This window comes from Nonomuraea sp. NPDC001684 (assembly GCF_053596515.1).
The window spans coordinates 1-4,597 of the sequence record NZ_JBSFGJ010000603.1 but is presented as its reverse complement, the minus strand read 5'-3'; the positions used below and the strand labels follow the sequence as shown (position 1 = coordinate 4,597).

5 protein-coding genes are annotated in these 4,597 nt (G+C 70.4%); 4 read left to right on the top strand and 1 reads right to left on the bottom strand.

The genetic code is table 11. From position 1 onward, the window contains the following. Nucleotides 1-154: 154 nt before the first annotated feature. A complete protein-coding gene (locus tag ACWCSD_RS48260) occupies nt 155-706 on the bottom strand; it encodes an Lrp/AsnC family transcriptional regulator (RefSeq protein ID WP_352351036.1) in 552 nt (183 codons plus the stop codon). Between ACWCSD_RS48260 and ACWCSD_RS48255 the strand changes: the two genes are divergently transcribed. From ACWCSD_RS48255 to ACWCSD_RS48240, 4 genes are all read left to right on the top strand, one after another. Then, on the top strand, nt 707-835 hold the full coding sequence (locus ACWCSD_RS48255; RefSeq protein WP_352351038.1) for a hypothetical protein: 129 nt from the start codon (nt 707-709) through the stop codon (nt 833-835). A gap of 63 nt (nt 836-898) precedes the next feature. Continuing rightward, a complete protein-coding gene (locus tag ACWCSD_RS48250; RefSeq protein WP_352351040.1) occupies nt 899-2,479 on the top strand; it encodes an ABC transporter substrate-binding protein in 1,581 nt (526 codons plus the stop codon). A gap of 12 nt (nt 2,480-2,491) precedes the next feature. After that, nucleotides 2,492-3,610 (top strand): ABC transporter permease, encoded by a 1,119-nt coding sequence (locus ACWCSD_RS48245; protein ID WP_397156409.1) that lies wholly within the window; start codon nt 2,492-2,494, stop codon nt 3,608-3,610. Further along, entirely contained in the window at nt 3,607-4,467 is an 861-nt protein-coding gene (locus ACWCSD_RS48240) for an ABC transporter permease (RefSeq protein ID WP_352328927.1), read from the top strand. Before ACWCSD_RS48245 ends, ACWCSD_RS48240 begins: the two co-directional genes overlap by 4 nt. Nucleotides 4,468-4,597: the final 130 nt, after the last annotated feature.

Here is a 4,597-nt window from a genome sequence, read left to right as displayed (position 1 = left end):
GCCCGACCATGCGGAGGGCGGCGCCCGACCGTCTTTGCGCAGAGCGGTGGCTAGCCATCCTTGCGCAGAACGGTGGTCCACCGTCCTTGCGCAGAACGGTGGTCCACCGTCCTTGCGCAGAACGGTGGTCCACCGTCCTTGCGCAGAGCGGTGGCTAGCCGTCCTTGCGGAGGGCGGCGCGTCCCTCGGCAGCGCCGACGAAGCGCATCATGCCGAGCGGCACGTCCCCTTGCGTCTCCTGGGGTGTCCGCCGCGCGGGACGGGAGGCGTCCCGGTCGGACGGCAGCACGTACGGCCGCCTGAGCACTTCGTCCAGGATGAACACGGTTTCGGTGGCCTTGACCGCCGGGATGTTGGCCAGGCGGTCGGTCACCATGGCGTGCACGGCGGCCACGTCGGAGACCCGTACCTGGATCATGGCGTCGTGCTGGCCGGTGGTGATCGCGCAGTACTCGACCTCGGGCATCCGGGCCAGTTCGGCCCTGAACTGCTTCCACATCTGCTGGCGCACGGTCACGAAGATCAGCGCGGTGATGCCGAGCCCGGCACGCACGTGGTCGATCTCCGCGGTGAAGCGCTTGATCGCGCCGTCGGCGCGCAGCGCCTCGAAGCGCGTGTAGGCGTTCGCGCGGGAGATGCCCACCCGTTCGGCCAGCGCGGCGACCGAGATCCTGCCGTTCTCGCGCAGGACCTCAAGGATCTTCATATGGACGTCGTCCAGTTCGAGACCGATGCCGATCCGTCCAGGCTGACCGCCGCCGCTGGCACCATTTCTGGAAATATCACTCATCATTACACCTCGACCATTTATATCCGTCTCGCGGACCGCACATGACCTGGACGTTCTGCCGGACAATCCTCGACATCCTTCTCCCGAACGTCCAATTTGGAGGACCCCATGGCGACCCGCTCGCAGACGGCGGCAGTGCTGCTCGCCGGTGCGCTCGCCCTCGCCGCCTGCGGAAGCGGCGGCACCTCGCAGACCCCGGCGGCCTCCGGTGGCGGTGGGAAGACGCTCGTCATCGACACGTCGTTCGACCTCAAGACGGCCGACCCCGGCCGCACCTACGAGCCGACCGGGCTCATCGTCGGCAAGGCCGTCTACGAGACGCTGCTGACCTTCGACGGTTCCGACGTGACCAAGCCGGTCCCGGCGCTGGCCGAGTCCTACGAGCTGAGCGAGGACGGCAAGACGCTGACGCTCAAGCTCAAGAAGGGTCCCACCTTCGCCGACGGCTCGCCGATCACCGCCGACGACGTGGTGTTCTCGCTCAACCGCGTGCGCGACATGAAGGGCACCCCGTCGTTCCTGCTGGACGGCGTCGAGGTGGCCAAGACCGACGACTCGACGATCACGCTGACGTCGAAGGCGCCGAACCCGGCGCTGCCCTACATCCTGCCGAACCCGGCGCTGGGCATCCTCAACAGCAAGGTCGCCAAGGAGCACGGCGCGACGGCCGACGCCCAGGACAAGGCCGAGCAGTACCTGAACGCCTCCTCGGCGGGGTCAGGGCCGTACACGATCGAGTCGTTCAACGTGAGCAGCCAGGTCACGCTCAAGGCGAACCCGAAGTACTACGGCACCAAGCCGGCCTACGACAAGGTCGTCATCCGCAACGTCGAGGCCGCCACGCAGAAGCTCAACGTGCAGCGCGGCGACAGCCAGGTGGCGCTGAACCTGTCCGGTGACCAGGTCACGAACATGCCCTCCACCCTGCAGGTGAAGAAGACCGCCTCGGCGAACGTCATCTTCCTGCTGGCCAACCAGGACTCGGGCGTCAGCAAGACCACGCCGAACGCCAAGTTCGTCGAGGCCGTGCGCAAGGGCGTCGACTACGCGGGCCTGCTGGAGCTGGCCGGCGAGGGCTCGACGCAGGCGCCGGGCGTGATCCCGTCGCAGCTGCTCGGCGCGCTGCCGCCGGAGCAGGCTCCCAAGCGGGACGTCGAGGGCGCCAAGGCGGCCCTGGCGGCCAGCGGCGTGTCGAACCCGACCGTCAAGCTGGAGTTCCCGAGCGAGCTGACCGTCAACGGCCTGTCGTTCCAGCCGCTGGCCGAGCGCATCCAGGCCAACCTCAAGGAGGTCGGCATCACGGTGGACCTCCAGCCCGCGCCGGTGACGACCGCGCTGGACAACTACCGCAACGGCAAGGAGGAGATGGGCCTGTGGTACTGGGGCCCGGACTACCCGGACCCGAGCGACTACCTGGCCTTCGCCCCCGGCAAGACCGTGGGCCTGCGGGCCGGCTGGAAGGAAGGCGCGGCCAAGGAGATCGAGGCGGCCGCTGACAAGGCCGCGACCGCGATCGGCGACGAGGCCCGCAAGACGGCCTACGCCGACCTGCAGACCAAGCTCAACACCTCCGGCCCGTTCGTGCCGCTGATCCAGCCGAGCCAGAACATCGTGTCGGCCGCGTCCGTGACGGGCCTGGAGTACCACCCGGTCTGGACCGTGGACGTCGCCGACCTCGGCGCGAAGTAAGGAGACCGTCAGGTGTCCGACAACCCGGGCGCGGCGGGCTCGCCGCCGCGCCCCGGCGCCGGCTCCCCGGTCGAGGCGGCCGCCGCGGGCACGCGGCGGCGGCGGGGCGTGCACCCGCTGGCGCGCTTCCTCATCCGGCGCATCCTCATCGCCGTGCTGCTGGCCTGGGGCATCACGCTCGTCACGTTCCTGCTGACGAACCTGGTGCCCGGCGACCCGGTGGCCGCCAACCTGGGCCAGCGGGCCCTGGGCGACCCGGCCATCGTGGCGCAGTGGCGGTCCGAGCACGGCCTGGACAAGCCGCTGTGGCAGCAGTACGGGATCTATCTGCAGGGCCTGGTCCAGGGTGACCTGGGCATGAGCCAGCAGAGCCACCGCCCGGTCAGCCAGGACCTGGCCGAGTTCGTCCCGGCGACGCTGGAGCTGGCGGGCGCGGCGATCCTGATCTCGCTGGTGCTGGGCGTGGCCTTCGGCGTGGTCGCCGCGCTGCGCAGGGACCGGCTGTCCGACCACGTGCTGCGGCTGGTCAGCCTGATCGGCATCTCGGTGCCGACGTTCTGGCTGGCGCTGGTGGCGTTCTACGTGTTCTTCTTCCGGTTGCAGATCACGCCGGGCAGCGGTCGCGTGGACGCGGCGCTCGGCTCGGCGCCGGCGGTGACCGGGCTGCAGACGGTCGACGCGCTGCTGGCGGGCCGGTGGGACATCTTCACCTCCGCCGTCGGCCATCTGATCACGCCCGCGCTGGTGCTGGCGCTGTACACGATCGGCCTGCTGACCCGCTTCACCCGTTCGGCGGTGCTGGAGGTGCTGGGCCAGGACTACGTCCGGGCGGCCCGCGCCAAGGGGCTGCCGGGCCGGGTGATCCTGTTCAGGTACGTGCTGCGTTCGGCGCTGGTCCCGATCATCACCGTGGCCGGTCTCGCCTTCGGCAGCCTGCTGTCCGGCACCGTCCTGGTCGAGGCGATCTTCGCCTGGCCCGGCGTCGGCCAGTACGCCTACAAGAGCGCCACCAGCCTCGACCTGCCCGCCGTGATGGGCGTCGGCCTGGTCGTGGGCGTGGTCTACCTGGTCATCAACCTGATCGTGGACGTGCTGTACGGCGTCATCGATCCCCGAGTGAGGCTGCAATGAGAGGCAAGGGTCTGCTGGGCAGGCTGCCCGAGGCGTGGCGGCAGCCGCTGGCCGTCGCGGGCGCCGTCCTGGCCGTGGCCTGGCTGGTGATCGCGCTGGCCGCGCCGTGGCTGGCGCCGCACGACCCGCTGGCCCAGGACCTGCCGCGGCTGGCGCCCCCGGGGCCCGGCCACTGGTTCGGCACCGACCAGCTCGGACGCGACATCCTGAGCCGCGTCATGTACGGCGCGCGGGTGTCGATCCCGCTGACGCTGCTGCTGGTCGTGCTGTCGGTGCTGGTCGGCGGCCTGCTGGGGGCGTGCGCCGGGTACTTCGGCAAGTGGGTCGGCGAGACGATCATGCGGATCGCGGACCTGGTGTTCGCGTTCCCGACCGTGATCCTGGCCATGGTGGTGGCCGCGGCGCTGGGCGCGAGCCTGGGCAACGCGGTGCTGGCCGTGCTGGTGGTGGCCTGGCCCGCCTACGCCCGCGTCACCCGCGGGCTGGTGCTGGGCGTGCGCGAGCGGGAGTTCGTGCTGAGCGGGCGGCTGCTGGGCTTCTCGGTGTGGCGCTCGCTGCGGGTGGACGTGCTGCCGAACGTGACCGGCCCGATCCTGGTGCTGGCCACGCTCGACATCGGCACGGCGCTGCTGCTGCTGTCCGGCCTGTCGTTCCTGGGCCTGGGCGCCAAGCCGCCGTCCCCCGAGTGGGGCGCGATGGTGGCCTCCGGCGTGGAGGTCTTCGACAGCTGGTGGGTGGCGACGTTCCCCGGCCTGGCGATCCTGACCGTGGTGCTGGCGTTCAACTTCCTCGGCGACACGCTGCGGGACGCGCTCGACCCGCGGACGGCCCGCGCGATCAAGGAGCGTGCGTTGTGACGCTGGACATCACCGGCCTGAAGGTGTCGATCCATGGAAGTGCCCGGGCAGGACCTCGATGAAGTCCACGACGTGCCCCTGGAGCTGCGTGGACCGGCCGAACCCCGACGGGTAGCGCAGCAGCCTGTCG

Bases quoted from the DNA above. Each gene is read 5' to 3' on its own strand.
- ACWCSD_RS48260 (WP_352351036.1), bottom strand. From the start codon at position 706: ATGAAGATCCTTGAGGTCCTGCGCGAGAACGGCAGGATCTCGGTCGCC.
- ACWCSD_RS48255 (WP_352351038.1), top strand. From the start codon at position 707: ATGGACGTCGTCCAGTTCGAGACCGATGCCGATCCGTCCAGGCTGACC.
- ACWCSD_RS48250 (WP_352351040.1), top strand. From the start codon at position 899: ATGGCGACCCGCTCGCAGACGGCGGCAGTGCTGCTCGCCGGTGCGCTC.
- ACWCSD_RS48240 (WP_352328927.1), top strand. From the start codon at position 3,607: ATGAGAGGCAAGGGTCTGCTGGGCAGGCTGCCCGAGGCGTGGCGGCAG.